1 protein-coding gene is annotated in these 1,118 nt (G+C 50.8%); it reads left to right on the plus strand.

What is annotated here, in order from left to right; translation table 11 throughout:
- Nucleotides 1-93: 93 nt before the first annotated feature.
- Nucleotides 94-1,089 (plus strand): IS1595 family transposase, encoded by a 996-nt coding sequence (locus NFS35_RS28860; protein WP_251210390.1) that lies wholly within the window; start codon nucleotides 94-96, stop codon nucleotides 1,087-1,089.
- The last annotated feature ends 29 nt before the right edge of the window (nucleotides 1,090-1,118 follow it).

The raw sequence follows: 1,118 nt of genomic DNA on the forward strand, positions 1-1,118 counted from the left end.
GGTGTTAGTCAGTAAATGGGTCGGTATGTCTTTTAAGTCCGTTTAATGGACCTTAAAAAGTGCTATGTTATTCCCATATAGGGAGGGAATAACATGACCACCAAGGAACTACTTATCAGCCGCCTCAATCAACTCTCGGAGGAAGACATTGCATCCTTATTGGATGCCGCTAACTGCATGGAAGGAAAAGATACTCTGGCAGCCAGACCGGACTGCCCCTATTGCAGCTCCCATGCCGTCATCCGTTATGGACATAAATGCCGGAAACAAAGGTTCTTCTGCAAATCCTGTGGAAAGACATTTGTCCCGACCACCCATACCATCATGTCGAACTCACATTTCCCGGCAGAGGCATGGCGTGAAGTCATTAGCGACACAGTACATGGCAATGCCATTGACTACACTGCACAAAAGATTGGCTGTTCCCACCAGGCTGTCTTTGACATGAGGCACAAGGTGCTCATGGCGCTGCAGCAGCTCCCTGAGATAAGCGATGTCTGCCTTGGCGAGGTGTCCGAATTCGACGAGACCTTTGTCCTTGACTGCTATAAGGGGAAAGGAATGGACGGCTCCATTCCAAGAGGCCCGCGCAGGCATGGGGCAAAAGCCCAAAAAAGGGGCATCTCCAATGAGTACGTGTGCATCTGCACGGGCATCCAGCGCAAAGGGGATGCCATGGCCGCCACAGTCAACCGGGCAAAGCCCAGCGCGAAGGAACTGCTGGCCATATTCGAAGGCCATATCGCAGACGGAACCCTTGCCCTTTGTGATGGGCTGCGCAGCTACCATGCACTTCCGGGGATTGCGGAGTGTATTGTCAAGGACTGCAACGACCCCAGTGCGGAGGATACCTGTTTTTACAACCTGAACACCGTAAATGGGTTCCACAGCTTCATCAAGCAGCGGTATGTGTTCTACCGTGGTGTGGCAAGCAAGTATATCAACCGATATAACGCTCTCTTCTCATCTGCCTATCGAAACGTAGAGGGTATTATCAAACGGCTGATAAGTGCGGTTCTGACGGTGACAGGCATCGATTATTACCATAGCAACAGGGACGTAAGAGAATCTGGTTTACTGGCCATATAACTTTACCGACCCATTTGCTGACTAACACC

This window comes from Acetatifactor aquisgranensis, assembly GCF_943193215.1.
Lineage (GTDB): Bacteria > Bacillota > Clostridia > Lachnospirales > Lachnospiraceae > Acetatifactor > Acetatifactor aquisgranensis.

What these genes read in the sequence shown, in the direction of transcription:
- NFS35_RS28860 (WP_251210390.1), top strand. Translation starts at nt 94, where the DNA reads ATGACCACCAAGGAACTACTTATCAGCCGCCTCAATCAACTCTCGGAG.